The sequence below is a fragment of the Stenotrophomonas sp. STEN147 genome (genome assembly GCF_056757995.1).
This window is the reverse complement of the sequence record NZ_JBRRCG010000012.1, coordinates 106,010-128,117: the sequence shown is the minus strand read 5'-3', so window position 1 is coordinate 128,117 and position 22,108 is coordinate 106,010. Positions and strand designations below refer to the sequence as shown.

The 22,108-nt window shown below is 68.5% G+C and carries 18 protein-coding genes; 14 read left to right on the top strand and 4 right to left on the bottom strand.

Annotation, left to right across the window (positions count from 1 at the left end; translation table 11 throughout):
• Window positions 1-661 precede the first annotated feature (661 nt).
• Window positions 662-1,276 (top strand): DUF938 domain-containing protein, encoded by a 615-nt coding sequence (locus ACVOKU_RS13240; RefSeq protein ID WP_065182082.1) that lies wholly within the window; start codon window positions 662-664, stop codon window positions 1,274-1,276.
• A 39-nt stretch (window positions 1,277-1,315) separates the two neighbouring features.
• Here ACVOKU_RS13240 and ACVOKU_RS13235 read toward each other — a convergent pair whose 3' ends face one another.
• Window positions 1,316-5,002 carry an indolepyruvate ferredoxin oxidoreductase family protein gene (locus ACVOKU_RS13235; RefSeq protein ID WP_481560141.1) on the bottom strand — a complete coding sequence of 1,229 codons (3,687 nt, stop codon included), beginning with the start codon at window positions 5,000-5,002 and terminating at the stop codon, window positions 1,316-1,318.
• Window positions 5,003-5,174: 172 nt separating this feature from the next.
• Between ACVOKU_RS13235 and ACVOKU_RS13230 the strand changes: the two genes are divergently transcribed.
• Window positions 5,175-5,813, top strand: coding sequence for a tetratricopeptide repeat protein (locus ACVOKU_RS13230; RefSeq protein ID WP_065182080.1), 639 nt, complete (start codon window positions 5,175-5,177; stop codon window positions 5,811-5,813).
• A 72-nt stretch (window positions 5,814-5,885) separates the two neighbouring features.
• Here the strand turns inward: ACVOKU_RS13230 and ACVOKU_RS13225 are convergent, their stop codons facing one another.
• On the bottom strand, window positions 5,886-7,370 hold the full coding sequence (locus tag ACVOKU_RS13225) for an AAA family ATPase (protein ID WP_074902363.1): 1,485 nt from the start codon (window positions 7,368-7,370) through the stop codon (window positions 5,886-5,888).
• Between the two features lie 123 nt (window positions 7,371-7,493).
• Here ACVOKU_RS13225 and ACVOKU_RS13220 point away from each other — a divergent pair, with 123 nt between their 5' ends.
• The 9 genes from ACVOKU_RS13220 (at window position 7,494) to ACVOKU_RS13180 (ending at window position 16,492) form a co-directional block, all read left to right on the top strand.
• Window positions 7,494-8,123, top strand: a complete 630-nt coding sequence (locus ACVOKU_RS13220) for a ParA family protein (RefSeq protein ID WP_053519980.1) — start codon at window positions 7,494-7,496, stop codon at window positions 8,121-8,123.
• 51 nt (window positions 8,124-8,174) lie between these two features.
• Window positions 8,175-8,651: a SixA phosphatase family protein gene (locus ACVOKU_RS13215; protein ID WP_053519979.1), complete on the top strand. Its 477-nt coding sequence runs from the start codon at window positions 8,175-8,177 to the stop codon at window positions 8,649-8,651.
• Between the two features lie 4 nt (window positions 8,652-8,655).
• A complete protein-coding gene (locus ACVOKU_RS13210) occupies window positions 8,656-9,273 on the top strand; it encodes a YceI family protein (RefSeq protein ID WP_065174131.1) in 618 nt (205 codons plus the stop codon).
• A complete protein-coding gene (locus ACVOKU_RS13205) occupies window positions 9,270-11,345 on the top strand; it encodes a phospholipase D family protein (RefSeq protein WP_481560140.1) in 2,076 nt (691 codons plus the stop codon). The genes ACVOKU_RS13210 and ACVOKU_RS13205 overlap by 4 nt, the downstream gene beginning before the upstream one ends.
• Before the next feature lie 10 nt (window positions 11,346-11,355).
• Window positions 11,356-11,790 (top strand): hotdog fold thioesterase, encoded by a 435-nt coding sequence (locus ACVOKU_RS13200; RefSeq protein WP_053519976.1) that lies wholly within the window; start codon window positions 11,356-11,358, stop codon window positions 11,788-11,790.
• A 120-nt stretch (window positions 11,791-11,910) separates the two neighbouring features.
• Window positions 11,911-12,702, top strand: coding sequence for a lysophospholipid acyltransferase family protein (locus ACVOKU_RS13195; protein ID WP_481560139.1), 792 nt, complete (start codon window positions 11,911-11,913; stop codon window positions 12,700-12,702).
• Window positions 12,703-12,709: 7 nt separating this feature from the next.
• A complete protein-coding gene (locus tag ACVOKU_RS13190; RefSeq protein WP_080375346.1) occupies window positions 12,710-13,744 on the top strand; it encodes a YheT family hydrolase in 1,035 nt (344 codons plus the stop codon).
• Between the two features lie 56 nt (window positions 13,745-13,800).
• A complete protein-coding gene (locus ACVOKU_RS13185) occupies window positions 13,801-15,870 on the top strand; it encodes a tetratricopeptide repeat protein (RefSeq protein ID WP_481560138.1) in 2,070 nt (689 codons plus the stop codon).
• 10 nt (window positions 15,871-15,880) lie between these two features.
• Window positions 15,881-16,492 (top strand): YbhB/YbcL family Raf kinase inhibitor-like protein, encoded by a 612-nt coding sequence (locus ACVOKU_RS13180; RefSeq protein ID WP_065182075.1) that lies wholly within the window; start codon window positions 15,881-15,883, stop codon window positions 16,490-16,492.
• A gap of 83 nt (window positions 16,493-16,575) precedes the next feature.
• Here ACVOKU_RS13180 and ACVOKU_RS13175 read toward each other — a convergent pair whose 3' ends face one another.
• Window positions 16,576-17,403 (bottom strand): DUF4377 domain-containing protein, encoded by an 828-nt coding sequence (locus ACVOKU_RS13175; protein WP_481560137.1) that lies wholly within the window; start codon window positions 17,401-17,403, stop codon window positions 16,576-16,578.
• Window positions 17,404-17,476: 73 nt separating this feature from the next.
• The gene (locus ACVOKU_RS13170) at window positions 17,477-18,271 is read right to left on the bottom strand and encodes an undecaprenyl-diphosphate phosphatase (protein ID WP_053520271.1); all 795 of its coding nucleotides are present in this window, start codon (window positions 18,269-18,271) and stop codon (window positions 17,477-17,479) included.
• Between the two features lie 219 nt (window positions 18,272-18,490).
• Here ACVOKU_RS13170 and glnA point away from each other — a divergent pair, with 219 nt between their 5' ends.
• From glnA to amt, 3 genes are all read left to right on the top strand, one after another.
• A complete protein-coding gene (glnA, locus tag ACVOKU_RS13165; protein ID WP_053520266.1) occupies window positions 18,491-19,900 on the top strand; it encodes a type I glutamate--ammonia ligase in 1,410 nt (469 codons plus the stop codon).
• Window positions 19,901-20,219: 319 nt separating this feature from the next.
• On the top strand, window positions 20,220-20,558 hold the full coding sequence (locus ACVOKU_RS13160) for a P-II family nitrogen regulator (RefSeq protein ID WP_004134334.1): 339 nt from the start codon (window positions 20,220-20,222) through the stop codon (window positions 20,556-20,558).
• Window positions 20,559-20,580: 22 nt separating this feature from the next.
• A complete protein-coding gene (gene amt / locus ACVOKU_RS13155; protein WP_053520267.1) occupies window positions 20,581-22,008 on the top strand; it encodes an ammonium transporter in 1,428 nt (475 codons plus the stop codon).
• Window positions 22,009-22,108: the final 100 nt, after the last annotated feature.

The window sequence follows — 22,108 nt, the reverse complement described above, 5'->3', positions numbered from 1 at the left end:
GGGGGGGGGGGGGGGGGGGGGGGGGGGGGGGGGGGGGGGGGGGGGGGGGGGGGGGGGGGGGGGGGGGGGGGGGGGGGGGGGGGGGGGGGGGGGGGGGGGGGGGGGGGGGGGCGGGGGGGGGGGGGGGGGGGGGGGGGGGGGGGGGGGGGGGGGGGGGGGGGGGGGGGGGGGGGGGGGGGGGGGGGGGGGGTGGGGGGGGGGGGGGGGGGGGGGGGGGCGGTGGTTTTCCGTGCGCTCTGCGCTGGGCGGCCCCCTCCCGGGCCCCCCCCCCCCCCCACCCCCCCCCACCCCGCCTTCGACAGTTGGCCGGTGGCCAGCAGATCCACGTCATGCGTGGATGAAAGCTGTTGGATATCGAATCAAATTCCGGGGTCAGATCCGTTCTCCTGCGGAAAACGGATCTGACCCCAAGAGTATTTCCGACAGATCGCGGCCAACTGTCGAAGGCGGGGCGCTGTGGGTTTGCGGGGTGTGAGCCGCATGGATGCGGCGACCAAGCCCCCATGGACGGGTTCACGGCGCCCCCGCAAACCCACAGTGCCCCGCCATCCCACGGAATCTCGCTTTTGACGTTGATGTTGCTTCGGTGGGTGCAGGGCGCAGCCCTGCCGGACACCCTCCCTCGTGCACAATGGCCCGACCCCGTCCGGATGCCGTCCCGATGTCGAGCAAGCCGTATTCAGAAGCCTGCGAACGCAACCGCGAACCGATCGCTGCCGCGCTCGATCCGTGGATGGGCGACCGCCACCGGGTACTGGAGATCGGCAGCGGCACCGGCCAGCACGCCGTGTTCTTCGCCGAACGCTGGCCCTGGCTGCGCTGGCAGCCCAGCGACCACCCGGACCATCTGCCGGGTATCGAGGCGTGGCGCGCCGAGGCGGCACTGTTGAACCTGCTGCCGCCGGTGGCGCTGCAGGTGGAACTGCCACCGGCAGCAGGGCTGTCGGTGCCCGAGGGCAGTCTGTTCGACGCCGCATTCAGTGCCAATACGCTGCACATCATGAGCTGGGAGCACGTGCAGGCGCTGTTTGCCGCGTTGCCGTCGGTGCTGCGACATGGCGCACTGCTGGCGGTGTATGGCCCCTTCAACTACGGCGGCCGCTACACCAGCGACAGCAATGCGCGGTTCGATGAGTGGCTGAAGGCGCGGGATCCGCGCAGCGGCATCCGCGATGCGGAGGCCGTGCAGGCGCTGGCCGCGGAAAGCGGCTTCACCCGCCTGCGCGATGTGGCGATGCCCGCCAACAACCGCCTGTTGGTGTGGCGGTTGGGCTAGGCAACCGCCACAGCTCACAGTGGCCGGCGCTGCTCCGGCTCAAGCCACCTGCACGATATGCAGCGCCTTCGGGTTGCGCCACTGCGCCAGCAGCGCAGCTTCCCGCGCCTTGGCGCTCTCCACATGCGCTTCCTTGACATGGCCGAAGCCGCGGATGTGCTCGGGGATGCTGGCGATCTCCACGGCCAGCGCCAGGCGACCGTCATCCAGCCCGTCCAGCAGCAGTTGCACGGTGGCTTCGTAGTCGCCGATCAGCGTGCGCTCCATGCGGCGCTCGGCAGTGCGGCCGAACACATCGAAGGCACCGCCCCGCAGGAACTTCAGCTTCGCCAGCAGGCCGAACGCCTTGAACATCCACGGGCCGTACTCCTTCTTCTGCAGCCGGCCCTGTTCATCCTTCTTCGCGAACAGCGGCGGCGCCAGATGGAAGCGCAGCTGGTAGTCACCTTCGAACTGCTGCTGCAGCCGGCGCTGGAAATCACCGCTGGTGTACAGGCGGGCGACTTCGTATTCGTCCTTGTAGGCCATCAGCTTGAACAGATAGCGGGCCACGGTCTCGGTCAGCGCGGTCGAGCCGCCGATGCGCTCGCGTTCGGCGGCGCGCACGCGTTCGACCACGCTGCGGTAGCGATCGGCGTAGGCGGCGTCCTGGTAGTCGACCAGGAACGCGGCGCGGCGTTCGATCATTTCATCCAGCGAGCGCGACAGGCGCGCGTCGTCCAGCGGCAGGAAGGCAACCTCGCCGCCATGCGAGGGCAGGCCACGCAGTTCGCGTTCGTCGCCGGTGTCGCGTGGCGCAGCGGTGGCACCCCACTCGTTGCCTTCCCACTCGCCCGGTGGCAGCGGATGCAGCGGGCCCGGCGTGGATTCGGTATCGGTATGGCGGTTGCGCACCAGGCCGGCGGCCTCCTGCACGGCCTGCGGATCGATCGCCGCCAGCCGGCCCCAGGCGAAGGCCTGCTGGTTCATCGCCACCGCCGCGCCGTTGAGCTCGATGGCACGCATCAGCGATTCGAACGACAGCGGCACCAGGCCCTGCTGCCAGGCGTAGCCGAGGATGAACAGGTTCGCGGCGATCGCATCGCCCAGCAGCGCCGTGGCCAGCTGGGTGGCATCGAGCAGCAGCGGCTCATCGCCGCCCAGCGCCACGCGCACGCCGGCGATGATGTCGGCCGCCGGGAACTGCATGTCGGGACGGGTGGTGAACGTGCCCGGCATCGCTTCGTAGGTGTTGAGCACGACCTGCGAGCGGCCTGCGCGCACCTTCGACAGTGCCCAGTAATCGTTGACCACCACCATGTCGCAGCCCAGTACGAGGTCGGCCTCACCGGCGGCGATGCGCACGGCATGGATGTCCTCCGGCCGGCGTGCGATGCGGATGTGGGTGGTCACCGCGCCGCCCTTCTGCGCCAGGCCGGTCTGGTCGAGCACCGTGGCGCCCTTGCCCTCCAGGTGGCCGGCCATGCCCAGCAACGCGCCGATGGTGACCACGCCGGTACCGCCCACGCCGGTGATGAGGATGTTCCAGGGCTGCTCCAGGCTGCCGCGCACCGTTGGCGCCGGCAGGTTGTCCAGCAGGGACGATGCATCGCGCCGGCTGCCCTTGCGCGGCTTCCCGCCATGCACCGTGACGAAACTCGGGCAGAAGCCATTCACGCACGAGTAGTCCTTGTTGCAGTTGGACTGGTCGATCTCGCGCTTGCGCCCGAACTCGGTTTCCTTCGGCAGCACCGAGACGCAGAAGCTCTTCTTGCCACAGTCGCCGCAGCCCTCGCAGACCAGCGAGTTGATCATCACGCGCTTGGCCGGATCTTCCAGCTTGCCGCGCTTGCGGCGCCGCCGCTTCTCGGTGGCGCAGGTCTGTTCGTAGATCAGGATCGAGACCCCCTTCACCTCGCGCAGGCGCTTCTGCACCTCGTCCAGCGCGCTGCGGTCGTGGAACTCGACGTCACTGGGGAAATGCTCGCGCTGGCGGGTCCACTTGGCGATGTCGTCGGACAGCACCACGATGGTGTGGATGCCTTCGGCGCGCATCTGCCGGGCGATATCCGGCACGCTGAGCGGGCCATCCACCGGCTGGCCACCGGTCATCGCCACCGCATCGTTGTAGAGGATCTTGTAGGTGATGTTGACGCCGGCCGCGATCGCCTGGCGGATCGCCAGCGAGCCGCTGTGGAAATAGGTGCCGTCGCCCAGATTCTGGAACACGTGCGGGGTATCGGTGAACGGCGCCTGCCCTGCCCAGGTCACGCCTTCGCCACCCATGTGGGTGAACGTGTCGGTGCTGCGGTCCATCCAGGTCACCATGTAATGGCAACCGATGCCGGCCAACGCACGTGAACCGTCCGGCACCGTGGTGGAGGTGTTGTGCGGGCAGCCCGAACAGTAGTGCGGTACGCGCGGGAAGCTGGCGCGCGGCAACGCGAGCTCGGCCTCCTTCTGCTGCATCCACTGCAGGCGCTGTTCGATCGACTCGTTGTTGAAGAACCGCTGGATGCGCCGGCCGATCACGCCGGCGATGGTGGCCGGGGTCAGCTCGCCGGTGGACGGCAGGATCCATTCACCGGCTTCGTCGTACTTGCCGACGATGGACGGGCGCGGGCCCCAGCTGGCCGGCCAGTTGAAGAACTGCTCCTTCATCTGCCGCTCGATGAAGGCGCGCTTCTCCTCCACCACGATGATGTCGTCCAGGCCCTGCGCGAAGCGGGCGATGCCTTCCGGCTCCAGCGGCCAGGTCATGCCGACCTTGTAGACGCGGATGCCGATGTCGGCGCAGGCGGCCTCGTCCAGGCCCAGGTACTCCAGTGCCTGCAGCACATCCAGGTAGCTCTTGCCGGTGGTGACGATGCCCAGCCGTGCACGCGGCGCGTCCATCACCACCCGGTCGATGCCGTTGGCGCGGGCGAAGGCCTGCGCGGCCTTCACGGCATAGCGGTGCAGGCGCATCTCCTGGTCCAGTGGCGGGTCCGGCCAACGGATGTTGAGGCCGCCGGCCGGCATCGGGAAGTCGTCCGGCAGCACGATGCGACGCGCCAGCGGATCCACGTCGACCGATGCCGACGATTCCACCGTCTCGGCGATGGTCTTGAAGCCGACCCAGCGCCCGGTATACCGGCTCATCGCCCAGCCGAGCAGGCCCATGTCGAGAATGTCCTGCACGCCCGCCGGATTCAGCACCGGCATCATCGCGCTGACGAATTCGTCCTCGCTGCCGTGCGGCAGGGTGGAACTGCGGCAGGCATGGTCATCGGCCGCCAGCGCCAGCACGCCGCCATGACGGGACGTGCCTGCCGCATTGGCGTGCTTGAAGACGTCGCCGCAGCGGTCCACGCCCGGGCCCTTGCCGTACCACATGCCGAACACGCCCTGCACGTTGGCGCCGGGGAACAGGTTGGTCTGCTGGGTGCCCCAGACCATGGTGGCGCCCAGGTCCTCGTTCAGGCCGGGGGTGAACTTCACCCGCGCGGCCTCCAGGTGCGTGCGGGCGCGCCACAGCTCCAGATCGAAGCCGCCCAGGGGGCTGCCGCGATAGCCGCTGATGAACCCCGCGCTGTCGATGCCTTCGGCGGCATCCCGCAGCCGCTGCATCAGCGGCAGCCGCACCAGCGCCTGCACCCCGCTCAGGTAGATCCGTCCCTCGTTGCGGGTGTACTTGTGATCGAGCGTGTAATCACGGTCGATCAGGTCGGCGGAAGAGGGCGAGGTGAGTTGCGCGGTACTGGTCATGGCTGGCCCGGTCAGGATCGGCTGGCACCGGCCGCGTGCAGGCACGCGACGGGGAAGGCGCGAATTGTAGCAGTGAGGCCGCGCAGGCCCCGGCACTCGCGCCGGCGGCCATGCTGCGGTTAGGATCGGGAGGAGAGAGAGGGGCTGCGGTCGCAGCCCGGGGGAAGAAGGAATGTCAGTGGCAGTAAAGATCCTGACCGGCATCCTGCTGGTCTCGGGGGCGGCCTCCGCGTGGGCGGCGCCGGTATTGCCGGCGCCACAGGAGTTCTATTTCGACAACGATGCCGCGGCTGCGCCGATGGTGGTCGTGCAGCAGTCGCAGGGCGATGCCCTGGTGGCGCAGCTGCTCAAGCAGCGCGAGCGTGGCCGGCGCGTGGTGGAAGCGACCGTGCAGCTGGCCTCGGTGGCGATCGCGCAGGGCCGTACCGAACTTGGCGAGCAGCTGTACCGCGAAGCATTGAAGGATGCCCCGGTGCAGAGCAGCGTCGGTCGCGGCGTACGCTGGAACTATGGTTGGGACCTGCTGCGGCAGGGGCAGCCGGAGGCCGCGCTGGAGCAGTGGCAGGCCGCCGCCGGCAGTACGCTCAGCAAGCCGAGCTGGTTGCCGCCAAGCTACGCGTTGGCACTGTGGCGCCTGGGGCAGAAGGAGCAGGCAGTGCAGTGGTACGCCGCTGCCGTGCGCACCGAACCCTCGCAGTGGAGCGACAGCAGCCGCTACGCGCAGCTGCTGCCGCAGTGGCGCGAGGACGAGCGTGCGTCGCTGGCCGAAGTACAGCAGGCCTGGGCTGCCGCGCCGCCGGCCTGGCCCTGAGGGCAGGCGTCGTGCCGGGGTGCACCCGGCACCTGCAGAAGGCAACAGCCTGCGCCGCGGGCGGCAGACCGCTCAGTCGTCCGCAGACACCGTGCGCCCCGACGCCCACTCGCGCAACGCCGCCACCTGCTCGGCCATCAGCACCGACAAGGGCCGTGTCGCCCGGATCTCGCCCATCAGCGTTTCAGTATCCAGCGGCCGGTTCTCGGCATGGGCCGCATACAGCCCGGCCACGATGGCCTGCTCGATCTCCGCACCGGAGAACCCGTTGGCCGCCGCGGCAAGCGCCGGCAGCGCGAAGTCGTCCGCAGTGAGCTGGCGTCGCCCCAGGTGCAGGCGCAGCAGTTCCACCCGCACCTCGGGCGAGGGCAGGTCGACGAAGAAGATCTCGTCGAAGCGCCCCTTGCGCAGCAGCTCCGCGGGCAGCTCATGCACCTGGTTGGCGGTAGCGACGATGAACACCGGCGCCTTGCGTTCGGCCATCCAGGTCAGCAGGTAGCCAAGCACGCGGCGCGATACCCCACCGTCGTCGCCCCCACTGGCCAGGCCCTTCTCGATCTCGTCCATCCACAGCACGCAGGGCGCCAGCTGCTCGGCCGAGGCCAGGGCCTGGCGCAGGTTGGACTCGGTCTCGCCGTGGTACTTGTTGTAAAGCGCGCCCACGTCCAGGCGCAGCAGCGGTACGCCGAACCCGGCGGCGGTGGCCTTGGCCAGCATCGACTTGCCGCAGCCCTGCACGCCCAGCAGCAGCATGCCGCGCGGCGGATCCAGCCCTGCCGGTGCCGAGCCGGCGATGAAGGCGACACGGCGCTGGTTGATCCAGCGCTTGAGCCGGTTGGCGCCGGCCACGTCACCGAAGCGCGCGCTGTCATGCTCGAAGAACAGGTGGCCGCTGCGGTTGAGCAGCTCGAACTTCAGCCGCGCCAGCTGCGGCAGGTCGTCGTCGCGCAGCGCACCGTCGGCGTAGATGAGCTGCCGGGCGATGCGCCGGGCGTCGACCAGGCTCAGGCCCTGCAGGTTCTTCAGGATCTTCTTCACCGCCTCGCTGTCGACCTCCACGCGGCGGCCACCATGCTCGCGTGCATAGGCATCGGCCTCTTCGCGCAGCATCTTCAGCAGTGCATTGGCGTCGGGCAGGCGCGGGTTGAAGCGCACCGCCAGGGCTTCCAGTTCGGCCGGCAGCTCGACCTTGGCGCCGATCAGCACCAGCACATGGGGTTCGCTGTGGCGGCGCTGGATCAGGTCGCGCAGCGCGCGCTGGTGGCTGGCATAGCCCAGATAGGGATGGAAATCGAGCAGCAGGTACACCCCGCGCTGGTCGGCCTGGCGGATCATCTGCAGCGCCGCGCTGGCATCGGGCGGTCCGACCGGCGCATCCTCGCTGTCCAGATCGATGCGGCGCAGGCCCTCGGTGATCGACCAGCGGTGCAGGGCCCGCCATACATGCATCAGTGTCTGCCGGAACAGCTCGACGATGCGGCCCTCGTCCTGGGTCTCCACCACGATCAGGGGGGTATTGGCGCGGATCAGCGCGCTCAGGTCCTGCAGTTCGCTCATGCGGGTTCGATCCTTCGGGGGCGCCACCATAGCAAAGCCGATGCCGACAGGTTCAGCGCGGCTCTACCTCCCGTCACCATCGCCGGTGTACGCTCGGGGCACGTACCCGGAAGCGAGGCTGGCATGAAGACGATCCTGGTGGCCGGTTCCAAGGGCGGGGTGGGCAAGACCACCGTCGCCACCCACCTGGCCGCGTACGCGGCATTGCAGGGCAAGGCCACGGTGATCGCCGATGCCGACCCGCAGGGCTCCAGCACCCGCTGGGCACAGCGCCGCGCCGGCCTGGAAAGCGCGGTGCTGCCGATCGACGTGTACCGGAAGAAGCAATGGGCCCAGAAGCTGCCCGATGGCACCGAGACCGTCATCATCGATGCGCCTGCCGGCGCGTTGGCCGACGATATCCCCCATTTCCTCGATGCCGCCGACGCGGTGGTGGTGCCGGTGCTGCCCTCGGCGCTGGACATCGAAGCCATCGTCGGCTTCCTCAACAGCCTGGCCCAGGTGCCGCGCGTGCACAGCCGCAAGCTGCCGGTGGGGCTGGTGCTCAACCGCACCAAGCCCTGGACCCAGACCTCGCAGCAGGCGCTGCAGATGCTGGCCGAATGGCCGTACCCGGTGGTCGCACAGCTGCGCGACAGCCAGAGCTACGTGGTCATGACCGGCCTGGGCCGCAGCCTGTTCGACTATCGCTCCGCCCAGGTGCGCGAGCACCAGGCCGACTGGGAACCTCTGCTGTCCTGGCTGAAGCTGTGACCGTTCACGCCTGGGCCCTTGCTCCACTCCCCGATTCCATGGATATCCGCGATGCGTGAACTGATCCTGCTGCGCCATGCCCACGCCGAACCGGCCACCCCGGGCCAGGCCGACCTCGACCGGCCCCTGTCGCCGGTCGGGCTTGCCGAAGCCGAAGCCGCCGGCCGCTGGCTGAAGGAGAACAAGCTGCTGCCGGATTGCGTGCTGTGCTCGCCTTCGCGGCGCACCCGCGAAACCCTGGAAGCGGTGATGGCGGCCATCGGCTATGTCGAAAAGCGCCTGGAAGATCGCATCTACGAAGCCACCCCGGGCACCCTGGCGGCACTGGTAGACGAACGCCGCGATCTCGACCGCGTGCTGGTCGTGGGCCACAACCCCGGCCTGGAACGGCTGGTGGCCCTGATGACCGAGGGCAGCAGCAGCGATTACCGCGGCATGCCGCCGGCCGGCATCGCGGTGCTCGGCTTCCCGCGCGAAGCGGCGATCGAGCCGGGCGTGGCCAGCCTGAACGCTTTCTGGTGGCCCTGAGCCAATGAGCCTGCGGTGGCCCGGCCGCTGCCTGTTGCCCCTGCTGCTGGCACTCGCCCCGGCCTGGGCGGGCGTGCCCCAGCCAACCACGTTGCCTCCGGTGCGCGCCGATGGCCCCCGCGTGCTGCTGCTCGACACCCAGCATTCGCGCATCGGCTTCGAAGTGCGCACCCGCTTCGGGCAGCGCATCGAGGGGGTGTTCCCGCAGTTCGAGGGGCGCATCGAGGTGCTCTCCGACGGCCGCCACCAGGTGCACCTGAAGATGTTCACCCGTTCGGTGGAGATCCCCGGCAAGGCCCGCTACACCGGCTGGATGCGGGGCGAGGAGTTCTTCGACGCCGGGCGGCACCCCATGGTGGAGTTCGATTCGCTGCCCTACTGGCCCGATACGGTGGCCGAAGGCGGCGACATCGAAGGCCGTCTGACCCTGCGCGGGGTCAGCCATCCTGAATCGCTGCGGGTCGAGAAGGCGCAGTGCGCTCGACCCGGCTATGATTGCGACGTCGTCAGCCGCGGTACCGTGCAACGAGGCCGGTATGGCATGGACAGCTGGCAGCTTGCCTTGAGTGACCGAGTGACCTTCGTATTGCGAGCGCGCCTGAGCGAGGCGCCGAAACCGTGAATCTGCTGCTGCGGGTGCTGGCGCTGGCAACGGTGTTGCTTGGCAGTGGCTGTGCGTCGCTGTCGCACGCCGAGCGCGACCGTGCCGAAGCGATTGCCGTGCAGGCGCGTTCCACCGAGGTCGACTGCCAGCGTGCCGACCGCTGCGCGCAGGAGTCGCCGCTGCGTGCGCTCGCCGGCCGCGCATTCAGCGAGTCCACCGAAACCCGTCCCCGTCATTACGCCACCCTGCTGGACGAGGGGGAGGGCGCACTGGTCGCGCGCCTGAACCTGTTGCGCAGTGCCACCCGCAGCATCGATCTGCAGACCTATATCTTCGACAAGGACGACAGTGCCCGGCTGGTCATCGATGAACTGCTCGCCGCCTCGAAGCGGGGAGTGAAGGTGCGGCTGCTGATCGACCAGCTCTCGGCCATCTCCGACCTGCAGATTCTCGGCGCCCTGTCCGGCGCCCACGAGAACTTCCAGCTGCGGGTGTACAACCCCACCTTCGGCAAGGCGCGGCTGAACTACTTCGATTATGCCGGCAGCGTGCTGTGCTGTTTCCGCCGCTTCAACCAGCGCATGCACAACAAGCTGCTGGTGATTGATGACGCAATCGGCGTGGTTGGCGGCCGCAACTACCAGGACGACTATTACGACTGGGACCGCGAGTACAACTTCCGCGATCGCGACGTATTGATCGCCGGCCCGGAAGCGCGTGAGATGGCGGCCAATTTCGATGCATTCTGGCGCGCCCGCCGCAGCGTGCCGGCCGAACGCCTGAACGACGTCGGACGCACGCTGCTGCGCGAGGGCGTGCCGGCCCTGCCGCCCACCACCTTCCGCCGTCCCGAGCGGGTGCAGCGGGTCAGCGCGGAGGCCAACGACATGGACTTCGTCACCCGCTCCTTCGTCGACACTGCGTTGCCGGTGGCGTCGGTGCGCTACGTGGCCGACCTGCCGCGAAAACATCGGCGCGAAAAGGTCGATGCGCCCCTGGCCGGCCAGCACGTCACCGAGCCACAGCTCGACGCACTGATCGCCAGCGCGCAGCACGAAGTGATCCTGCAGACGCCGTACCTGGTGCTGTCCAAACCCGCGCAGACATTGTTCCGCGATCTGCGCAAGCGTCCGCAGCCGCCGCGCGTGCTGGTGTCCACCAACAGCCTGGCCGCCACTGACAACCCGATCGTCTACGCGCTGTCGTACAAGTACAAGCGGCGCAACATGCGTGAGCTGGGCTTCAACATCTTCGAATACAAGCCGTTCCCGCTCGATGCGCCGGTCGACTACCGCAACCTGCTGCCGGACCCGATCAAGGCGCCGCCGGGCCAGGACAGTGGCGGACGCAATCCGCTGATCGGCGGCAGCGCTGCCGGCAGCAATGCCCGCAGCGGCGGTACGTCCACCGCTACCGACGCCGCCGCCACCACCACGACTGGCGCCGACGAAGCGCCGGCGGTTTTCCGCCCCCGCACCGGCAGCGCCTACGAGAATGCGCGGGCGCGCCGCCGCGCCGCCGGCAGTGAAGTGGAAACGCGCCTGCTGCGCACCGAGACGCGGCCCTCGTTCCTGGGCAGCAAGGCGGTCAACAAGCCGCTGCCTGTGACCCGCAAGGGTGCGCGCATGGGGTTGCACGCGAAGTCGCTGGTGGTCGACCGCCGCATCGGCGTGGTCGGCACCCACAACTTCGATCCGCGCAGCGAGAACTACAACACCGAAGGTGCGGTGATCATCGACGATCCGGTGTTCGCCGAGCAGCTGGCGCAGAGCATCCTGCGCGACATCCACCCGCAGAACTCCTGGACGGTCGCGCCACGCGCCAAGCCGCCGGTGCTGTCCGGGCTCAACTACAGCGTCGGCAAGGCCTCCGAGGCGCTGCCGATCCTCGATTTCTGGCCGTGGCGCTACGCCACCGACTACGAGTTCAAGCCGGGTCCGGACTGCCCGCAGCCGCTGCCCCGGCAGAGCCCGGACTTCCACCAGTGCTACGTCGCCGTGGGTGACTTCCCTGAAGTCAACGTCGGACCGAAGTGGCTGCTGGTGCGCATGCTGACCGCGTTCGGCGCCGGCCTCGTCCCCATCCTCTGAAGGTGCCCGCATGACCCAGGTGTTCCGCGAAGCCGTATCCCTCGAGCAGCTCAACGCGCTCAGCCGCAACACGGCCATCGCGTCGCTGGGCATCGTCTTCAGCGCTGCCGGTGAAGACTGGCTGCAGGCCACCATGCCGGTGGACGAGCGCACCCGCCAGCCCTACGGCATCCTGCATGGCGGCGCATCGGTGGTGCTGGCCGAGACCCTGGGCAGCAGCGCGGGCAATCTGTGCGTGGAGGCCGGCAAGCAGATCTGCGTGGGCCTGGAGATCAACGCCAACCACGTGCGCGCGGTGCGTTCGGGCACCGTCACCGGTACCGCACGCGCGCTGCACGTGGGTCGCAGCACGCAGCTGTGGGAGATCCGCATCGAGGACGAGCAGGGCCGGCTGGTGTGCATCTCGCGGCTGACCCTGGCCGTGGTGGCTGCCGGCCACGGCTGAGCGCCCGGCCAGGCCCGCGACAGCGGCGGAACCCAGCGTTCCCCGCCGATTGCCCCGATCTAGCGGATTTATGGCCTGAACCAGCTGGCAGCGATGGCAGCCCTCCGGTATCGTGCGCGGATGACTTCCCCCACTCCGGCCCCCCGCGGCGGCGTGGCGCGTGTGTGCCGTTACCTGTACCGCGTACCGCTGCTGTTGGTCCACATCCTCGTGTTCCTGCCGCTCACCCTGCTGGGCATGCTTGCGCCGTGGGCGAACCTGCGCGTGGGCCAGGACCGTCTCGGTGCCAGAGTGGTGAACGCGTGGCAGGGCGGGCTGATGTGGATCTTCGGTTTCCGCCTGGAGCGCATCGGCCAGCCGCTGCCCGGCGCGGTGCTGTTCGTCGCCAACCACGTCAGCTGGGTCGACATCAGCATCCTGCACAGCCAGCGCATGATGGGCTTCGTCGCCAAGCGCGAGATCGCCGGCTGGCCGGTGGTCGGCTGGCTGGCCGCGCGCGGCCAGACCATCTTCCACCAGCGTGGCAACACCGAGTCGCTCGGTGGGGTGATGCAGGTGATGGCCGATCGCCTGCGTGAAGGCAAGGCCGTGGGCGTGTTCCCGGAGGGGCGCACCCGCGGGGGTCACGAAGTGGGCCCGTTCCACGCCCGGATCTTCCAGGCGGCAGTCGAGACCGGTGTGCCGGTGCAGCCGGTGGCGCTGGTATACGGAACCAAGGGCGACGCGCAGACGATCGTGGCCTTCGGCCCGGGCGAGAGTTTCTTCGCCAATTTCCTGCGCCTGCTCGGTGAGCCGGCGCGACGTGCGGAAGTGCACTTCCTGGCACCGATCGGTGCCCAGGACCTGGAAGGCCGTCGGCGCATCGCGGAAACCTCGCGCGCGCGCATCGTGGCGGCCATGAGCGGGGAGTGAGGCCGTGGTGGCCCTGGTCCCGCCACCGCCTGTCGACGCCTCCGCGTCGATGCTGACCGCGGCCGATTACCAGCCGCCGCGCTGGCTGCGCAATCCCCACCTGCAGTCGATGCTCAGTTCCAGCCGCATGCGCCTGCAGCGCGGCCTGCTGCTGCTGGCCGCCACCGGCGCGGTCAGCGAGGAAATGATCCTCGATGGTGGCGAGGGCGTGCGCCTGCAGGGCTGGCACAGCCACGTCGAGGGGCGCGAACCGCGTGGCATCGCACTGCTGCTGCATGGCTGGGAAGGCAGCGCCGAGTCCAGCTACATGCGCATGGCCGCCGCGCGCATGCTCGAGCAGGGCTTCGACGTGGTGCGGCTGAACTTCCGTGACCATGGCAACACCCATCACCTCAACCCCGGCATCTTCCATTCCAACCTGATCGACGAAGTGGTGCATGCCGCGGGCGATGTCGCCCAGCGCTGGCCGCACCTGCCGCTGGTCGCCGCTGGCTACTCGCTGGGCGGCAACTTCGTGCTGCGCCTGGCCCTGCGTGCGCCGGCAGCCGGCGTGCCGCTGCTGCGGGTGGCCTCGGTGTGCCCGGTGCTGGACCCGGCGTTGACCATGGAGAGCATCGAGAACGGCCCGGCGATGTACGACTGGTATTTCCGCCGCAAGTGGACCGTCTCGCTGCGCCGCAAGCGCGACCTTTTCCCCGAGTTGAGTGACTGCGACGATCGCGTGCTGAAGCTGGATATCCGCGCGCTGACCGCATGGCTGGTCGAGCGCCATACCACCTTCGGTTCGCTGCAGGCCTACTTCGACGGCTACTCGATTGCCGGTGATCGCCTGTCCGGGCTGCAGGTGCCGGCCGACATCCTGATGGCACAGGATGATCCGGTGATCCCGTATTCCACGTTCCGCGACTGGCAGCTGCCACGCCAGGCGCATCTGGAGACGGCGTGCTGGGGCGGTCACTGCGGTTTCCTGGAAAACTGGCGTGGTGACGGCTTCTCCGAGCGCTGGGTGGCACAGCGCCTGCGGCGGGTTCTGCAGGCCTGAACCGGGACCGGCGCGCAGGCCGCTACAATGCGGGTTTGCCCTTGAACCGGACCGCCATGCAAGACCAGATCATCCAAGCGTTGCGCCAGAACGAGGCCGGCCAGGCCGTGCAGCTGGCCCAGGCGTGGACCCGTGACGAACCCGGCCTGGCCGCGGCCCACCGCTGGCTGGCGCTTGCGCTGCAGCAGCAGGGCAAGCCCGGCGACGCGATGGACGCACTGCAGCAGGCGCTGCGGCTGGCCCCCGACGATGCCCAGCTGCATCTGCAGCATGCCGGCCTGCTGTTGGCGCTGCGCGAATACCAGGGCGCCGACGAGGCGCTGCTGCGTACCACCGATCTCAATCCGAACGCCTTTTCCGCCTACCTGATGCAGGCGCACCTGGCGATCGGCCGTAATGACTTCGACGAAGCCCAGCGCCTGTCGAACTTGGCCGCGCGCGTCGAACCGGATCACCCCGATCTGCTGCACATCGACGGCATGATCGCCCTGCGCCGTGACGATCCTGATCGCGCGCTGGTGCTGCTGTCGCAGGCCAACCAGGCCCAGCCGAATGATCCGCGCGTGCTGTATGCACTGGGCTTTGCCTATCTGGGCAAGGACATGCTGGCATTCGCCGAGCAGGCCTTCCGCCGCGTGCTGGAGCTCAACCCGACGCTGTCGTCCCTGCACGGGCTGGTCGTGCAGCTGGCGTTGCGGCAGGGCAATCTCGAGGCCGCCGCCGAGGCCATGCAGGTGGCGCTGCAGCAGCCAGGCATGGACCACGCATCGCTGCGGCGCCTGGCCGGTGAGCTGGCGCTGCGCAGCGGGCAGCCCTTGCAGGCGCTGGAACACCTGCTGCCGCTGCTGGAATCGCAGCCGGCAGACCGGCAGATGCTGCAGCTGCTGCTGATGTCGTGGCAGCGGCTGGGCCGCGAGGAAGAAGCGCGCGCACGCCTGGATGCGGCGCTGGAAAACAACCCGCAGCTGCATGACCTGTGGCTGGCACGCCTGTCGGTGGAAGAGGTGGGCAGCGATGCGGCGGTTGCCGTGGTCGAGCGCTGGATCGAAGCGATGCCTGGCCATGTGCCCGCCCTGGAGGCGCGTCTGCGGCTGCACGACATGGCGGGTGAGCACGCACAGGCCGAAGGCATCGCAGAACGCATCGTCAGCCTCGAGCCGGGCCGTGTCAGCGCCGAGTCCCGCCTTGTCGAGGGCCTGCTGCAGCGCGACCCCGCTGCTGCCGTCGCCCGCGTGCAGGCGCTGATCGAACAGGCCGCGGAGGGCCATCGCGCTGACCTGCGCACCTGGCTGGGCGAAATCCAGGATCGCGCCGGGCGACCGGATGCCGCCCTGGCAACCTGGCTGGCGCTGCAGGCCGACCAGGCGCCGCAGCGCCTGCCGCTGCCGCCGCAGGCGAAGGCACCGCCGAGCTGGCCGGACAAGGGCAGTGTCGACGAATCCAACACGTCGGCGCCGATTTTCCTGTGGGGCGCACCGGGTTCGGGTGTGGAGCGCGTGGCGACCGGCCTGGCCGCTGCCAGCCCGGTGCTGCGCAGTGATCGCTACACCAGCAACCCGCCGGATGACGCGTTCCAGAACTACCACACGCTGCAGGACCTGGCGTCCGGCGTGCTGACGCCGGAGCGGCTGGTGCAGCGCTGGCGCGAGCAGCTGCCGGCGCGCGGCGTGCAGGGCGACACGATCATCGACTGGCTGCTGTGGTGGGACAACGCGCTGCTGTGGGCCCTGCGCCCGCAGCTGCCGCAGGGCCGCCTGCTGATCGTGCTGCGTGATCCGCGCGACATGCTGCTGGACTGGGTGGCCTATGGCGCTGCCGCGCCGCTGGCGATGACCTCGCTGGCCGAGGCCGGCGAATGGCTGGCGCGTGCGCTGGCCCAGGTCGCGACCCTCAACGAGGAAGATCTGTACCCGCATGTGCTGCTGCGGATCGACCACATCGGCAATGATGCGCAGGCGATGGCCGAGTTGCTGGGACGCCTGTTCGAGCGCCCGATGCCCGTGGCAGCCCAGCTTGGCGTGCCGCGCTTCCCGCCGGGCCACTGGCGCCACTACCGCGACGTGATGAGCGCCGCTTTCGCCCAGCTGACACCGATCGCGGTGCGCCTGGGCTACCCGGAAGAGTGAGGACCGTCCGATGAAACTGAGCAGCCACAGCCTGACCAACGGCGCACCGATCGACCGCGAATTCGCCGCCGGCGACACCGCCGGTTTCGCGCCGGACCGCAATCCCCACCTGGCCTGGAGCGATGTGCCCGAGGGCACCCGCTCGTTCGTGCTGATCTGCGTGGACCCGGATGTGCCGACCGTGCCGGACACCGTCGGCCGCAGCGATATGACGGTGCCACGCGACCAGCCGCGCTGCGACTTCGTGCACTGGGTGATGGCCGACATCCCTGCCAGCGTGCACGAGATCGCCGCGGGCAGCTGCAGCGATGGCTTCGTGGTCAAGGGCAAGGCCGCACCGGCCGGTCCGGCCGGCAGCCGGCAGGGCCTGAACGACTTCACCGGCTGGTTCGCCGGCAATCCGGACATGGCCGGTGATTACCTGGGCTACGACGGCCCGTACCCGCCGTTCAACGACGAGCGGCTGCACCGCTACTTCTTCCGTGTGTTCGCGCTGGACGTGGCCGCGCTGGCGTTGCCGGAACGCTTCACCGCCGCGGATGTCCATCGCGCCATGCATGGCCATGTGCTGGCCGAGGCGGCGCTGCACGGCACCTACACATTGAATCCGGCGCTGGCCTGACCGCGTAGCGTGTTTCTGCAGCGCCGGGCAGTACGCCTGGCGGCAATGAAGAAGGGCGGCCCTGCGGCCGCCCTTCTTCATGCTTACTTCTTCTCGACGGCCGACTCGACCACCATGTCCAGCACATACGCCTGCGACGGCGCATCGGCTGGCGGGTTCTTCACCTCGTAGCGCTTCACCCGCACGACGTTGCGCACGCCGTCTTCGTGGGTGTAGCCCTCGATGTTGCCGTAGAAGTTCTCGAACTTGCCCGGCTCGCCCTGCTTGAGGCCCTTGTCGTCATACTTCACCTCGCGGACCTGCAGGCACTGGTAGTCCGGGATCAGCGGGTGCGAGCACTTCTCGGTCCGGGCGGCCACTTCCAGGAACACGGTTTCGCCGGCGCCGCCATAGCGGGTTTCAGCGGTGGGTTCCGGAGCGAAGACCAGCGTGTCGCCCTGTGCGCTGGTCAGGGTCAGCGTGCCGGCGGCATCCTGCTCCGCCTTCAGTTCGCCCTGCAGGCGGCTGGATACGGCCTCGTCCAGCGCCATCAGCGACGTGTCCGCGCAGGCCATCATCGTCGAGGCCATCGCGCTGACACTCAGCTTTCCGTCGGCCAGGGTGTAACCGCCACTCATGCGGTTGCAGGTATTGCTGACCGACAGGCGGCCATCGACGAAGTCCAGGGTGACCGGCTTGTCTTCACGGGCGAACAGCGCGTCGATGCGCGTGCCGTCGGCGGCCGTGGCCTTCTGCAGCCGCCAGTGCTGGCTCTGCAGGCGCTGCGCGTCCAGGTGCGCCAGCGTCTGCTGGTCTGCCGCCTTGGTCGCCGCCGGGGCCACGTCGTCGCCGCCGGTTCCGGCCGGGGCCGGGGTCTGGCTGCAGGCGGCCAGCAGGGCCAGCGGGAGGAGCAGGGTGAGCTTGCGGTTCATGGTGATTCTCCTTGGGGAACCGAGGGGGAAACGGGGCGGGGCCGGCAACGGGGTTGCCGTTCCCGGCCGCTGTTCAGGTGCCGGACGGCAACCACAGCAGCAGTGCGGCACCCAGCGCGATGCGGTACAGGGCGAACGCGGTGAAGCGGTGCGATTTGATGTAGCCCAGCAGCCACTTCACTACGATGAAGCCGGTGATGACGGCGGCAACGAACGCCACGCCGACATCGGCCCAGTTCTCGCTGGCCAGTTGTCCCTTCTTGGCCAGCTCGAGGAACGCATAGGCGCTGGCGGCGAACATGGTGGGAATGCCGACCAGGAACACGAACTCGGCAGCGGCTGCGCGACGGCTCAGGCCCAGCAGCATGGCCAGGAAGATGGCCGACGCCGAGCGCGAGGTGCCGGGGAACACGCCGGCCACCACCTGTGCCAGACCGACACCGATCGCCACCGTCCAGGTGACCTGGTCGCGGTCGGGCAGGCGCGCGGTATACAGCTCCACCAGCAGCATCCAGATGCCGCCGATGATCAGCGCCCAGGCGATCGGGCTGACCGTTTCCGGAAGTTCCCAGCCGAGCAGGCGCACCGGCAGCCCGACCACGGCGGTGACCAGGAATGCCGCGCCCAGCTTGAACACGTAGTCGCGGTTCTCGCGCTGTCCCAGGCCGGTGGCCAGACTCCACAGGCGCTGGCGGAACACCAGCACCACGGCCAGGATCGCGCCGGCCTGGATGATGATGTTGAAGAAATCCGAACGTGCGCCCAGCCAATGCTGGGCGATCAGCAGGTGGCCGGTACTGGAGATCGGCAGGAATTCGGTCAAGCCTTCGAGGATGCCCAGCAGCAGGGCGGAGAGCAGGTCGGACATGGACAGTGCGGGCGCGTGCGGCGGAAGAAGGTCGAGAGGATAGACCATCCATGCCGCACCAAAGGGGTGCATCCGCGTGCCTGCGCACCCCTTTGGTGCAGCCTGTGCCGCACTGACCCAGTGCACGCTGTGTGAAATCAAGGACTTGCAGGGCGCAAAAAGTTGGCACGGTCATTGCTGTACCTCAGCAGGCATTCATTCCCATCCGAGGTCGTACCGATGTCCGTGGAAAACGTTGAGAAGCTGATCAAGGACAACCAGATCGAGTTCGTCGATCTGCGCTTTGTCGACATGCGCGGTGTCGAACAGCATGTCACCTTCCCGGTCAGCATCGTCGAAGCGTCGCTGTTCGAAGAAGGCAAGATGTTCGATGGCAGCTCGATCGCCGGCTGGAAGGGCATCAACGAATCGGACATGGTCCTGCTGCCGGATCCGTCCAGCGCCTATGTCGATCCGTTCTACGCCGATCCGACCCTGGTGATCAGCTGCGACATCCTCGATCCGGCCACCATGCAGGCCTACGGCCGCTGCCCGCGCGGCATCGCCAAGCGCGCCGAGGCCTACCTGAAGTCCTCGGGCATCGCCGAATCGGCGTTCTTCGGCCCGGAGCCGGAATTCTTCATCTTCGACTCGGTCCGTTTCGCCAATGAAATGGGCAACACCTTCTTCAAGGTCGACTCGGAAGAAGCCGCCTGGAACAGCGGCGCGAAGTACGACGGCGCCAACAGCGGCTACCGTCCGGGCGTGAAGGGCGGCTACTTCCCGGTGCCGCCGACCGACACCCTGCACGACCTGCGTGCGGAAATGTGCAAGACGCTGGAACAGGTCGGCATCGAAGTGGAAGTGCAGCACCACGAAGTGGCCACCGCCGGCCAGTGCGAGATCGGCACCAAGTTCAGCACCCTGGTGCAGAAGGCCGATGAGCTGCTGCGCATGAAGTACGTCATCAAGAACGTCGCGCACCGCAACGGCAAGACCGTCACCTTCATGCCCAAGCCGATCGTCGGCGACAACGGCAGCGGCATGCACGTGCACCAGTCGCTCTCCAAGGGCGGCGCCAACCTGTTCTCCGGCGACGGTTACGGCGGCCTGAGCCAGCTGGCGCTGTGGTACATCGGCGGCATCTTCAAGCATGCCCGCGCCATCAATGCCTTCGCCAATTCGGGCACCAACAGCTACAAGCGCCTGGTGCCGGGCTTCGAAGCACCGGTGATGCTGGCCTATTCGGCGCGCAACCGTTCGGCCTCGTGCCGCATTCCGTGGGTCTCCAACCCGAAGGCACGCCGCATCGAAATGCGCTTCCCCGATCCGATCCAGTCCGGCTACCTGACCTTCACCGCGCTGATGATGGCCGGCCTGGACGGCATCAAGAACCAGATCGACCCGGGCGCACCGAGCGACAAGGACCTGTACGACCTGCCGCCGGAAGAAGAGAAGCTGATTCCGCAGGTCTGCTCCTCGCTGGACCAGGCGCTGGAAGCGCTGGACAAGGACCGTGAGTTCCTGAAGGCCGGCGGTGTGATGAGCGATGACTTCATCGACGGCTACATCGCCCTGAAGATGCAGGAAGTGACCAAGTTCCGCGCGGCGACCCACCCGCTGGAATACCAGCTGTACTACGCCAGTTGACCGGGCGGCGATGGCGGCGGGCTTCCCCCTCCCACCCGCCGCCATCGCCTCCGATCTTTGCGGCTGGGGAGCCGCAGGGTGGGCTCCGGCCCACCGTGGTAGAGCGGACCGTGGGTCCGTTGATCCAGGGGCAAGAGAGACCGGATACGCGACATGGGCCGCCCTCCCTCCCGCGTCGGTCGTGCAAGGAGAGAGGCACGACCGTCCCGGCCCCGTTCGTGTCCGGTGCAACAGCCACGGCCATCGATGTGATGGCCCGTGGTTGCCTGATGCCATCGCGCGTTGGCGCGCTGGCCCCATCCACCATCGGGACATGCGCATGAAACTGATCTCCGCCATCATCCGACCGTTCAAGCTCGACGAGGTCCGCGAGGCCCTCTCCGATGCTGGCGTGTCGGGCATCACCGTGACCGAAGTGAAAGGCTTCGGCCGCCAGAAGGGCCATACCGAGCTGTACCGCGGCGCAGAGTACGTCGTCGATTTCCTGCCCAAGATCAAGATCGAAACCGTGGTCACCGACGAGCGCGCCGATGCGGTGATCGAGGCGATCCAATCGTCGGCAGGTACCGGCAAGATCGGTGACGGCAAGATCTTCGTCACCGCCGTCGAACAGGTCATCCGCATCCGCACCGGCGAAATCGGTGCAGACGCGCTGTAACCCCCTTCCGGAGACTCCCCCAATGAAGATGCGCCTTCTTACCGGGTGGCAAGCCCGGTTCCATCTCGTGTGCCTGCTGATGCTGCTCAGCGCGCTGGCCGCGGGCGTCTGGCCGGGCAACGCCCACGCCCAGGCCCAGGTGACACCGTTGAGCAGTGAACCGGTAGCGGTCGAGCCGCTGCAGGCACCGGCCGCCGCCGCTCCCGCGGCTGCCGAGGCTGCGGCCCCGGCCTTCGATCACGGCGACGTCGCCTGGATGCTGACCTCCACCCTGCTGGTGCTGTTGATGGTGGTGCCGGGCCTGGCCCTGTTCTACGGCGGCCTGGTGCGTTCGAAGAACGTGCTGTCCGTGCTGAGCCAGATCCTGGTGGTGTTCTCGCTGGTGCTGCTGCTGTGGGTGTCCTACGGCTACAGCGCGGTGTTCAGCGCCGGCAATCCGTTCTTCGGTTCATTCACCGAGTTCGCGTTCCTGAAGGGCTTCACGCCCGACTCGGTGGGCAACACGCCGATCGCGGGCCTGCCGGATTATCTGTTCGTCGCCTTCCAGTCGACTTTCGCCGGCATCACCACCGCGCTGATCGTCGGTGCCTTCGCCGAGCGCATCAAGTTCCGTGCGGTGCTGCTGTTCTCGGCATTGTGGTTCACCTTCAGCTACATCCCGATGGCGCATATCGTCTGGGGCGGTGGCTACCTGGGTGAGCTGGGCGCGATCGACTTCGCTGGCGGTACCGTGGTGCACATCAACGCCGGCGTTGCCGGCCTGGTCGCCGCGTGGTTCGTCGGCAAGCGCCTTGGCTACGGCCAGACCGCGCTGAAACCGCACAACGTACCGTTCACCTATATCGGCGCGATGCTGCTGTGGGTGGGCTGGTTCGGCTTCAACGCCGGCTCCGCCGCCGCGGCCGATACCGTGGCATCGCTGGCCTTCCTCAACACCGTGCTGGCCACCGCCGCCGCAGTGCTGGGCTGGACGCTGGTGGAAGCCATCGGCAAGGGCAAGCCGTCGGCGCTGGGTGCGGCCTCCGGCGCGGTGGCCGGCCTGGTCGGCATCACGCCTGCGTGCGGCACGGTCGGGCCGCTGGGGGCCATCGTCATTGGTTTCGTCGCCGGCACCGTCTGCGTGTGGGGCGTCACCGGTCTCAAGCGCCTGCTGAAGGTGGATGACACGGCCGACGTGTTCGGCGTGCACGGCGTCGGCGGCATCGTCGGCGCGATCCTCACCGGTGTGTTCAGTGCGCAGTCGCTGGGCGGCACCAAGGCCGATCTGGATATCGGCCACCAGGTGTGGGTGCAGGTGGTCAGCGTCGGCCTGACGGTGGTCTGGTCCGCCGTGGTGACCGCGGTCATCCTGCTGCTGGTGAAGGTGGTGGTCGGCCTGCGCGTGACCGAAGAGGCCGAACGTACCGGCCTGGACGTCACCTCGCACGGCGAATCCGCGTACGAGGCCTGATGCAGGGGCGGGCGGTCCGGAAGGGCTGCCCGCACGCTGTGCAGCCGGGCCATGCCCGGCTGCGTCCGTCAGGGCACCGGCCACGCGCCGCGTGCGCCTC